The following is a 270-nucleotide window of genomic DNA, read 5'->3' on the forward strand; positions in this document are numbered from 1 at the left end:
GGTTATACCTTAGATCTTCGAGGCTTTCTTCAATATTCAAAGCAGCCTGAAGAAGGTTAAATTCTTCATTTTCATACACTACTTTTTTTGTTAATCCATAGCAGTTCAAAGGCTTTCCTTTTAATGAAAATACAGCCTGCGTTTCTACATCCCTCGACTTTGTGATAGATCCTGATGCAGAATCTCCCTCTGTAATGAATATCTGCGTTTCTCCTTTTCTTTCGTTTTTCTGATCGTTGTAGTGCTGCCTGCAGTCACGCAGCTTTTTGT

Annotated in this window: 1 pseudogene; it reads right to left on the reverse strand. The window is 38.5% G+C overall.

From position 1 onward, the window contains the following. Positions 1-270: pseudogene (locus ACR9ZK_RS22105) on the reverse strand (hypothetical protein); the annotation flags it as partial.

It is taken from the genome of Monashia sp. HAY1-5C, from assembly GCF_056755255.1.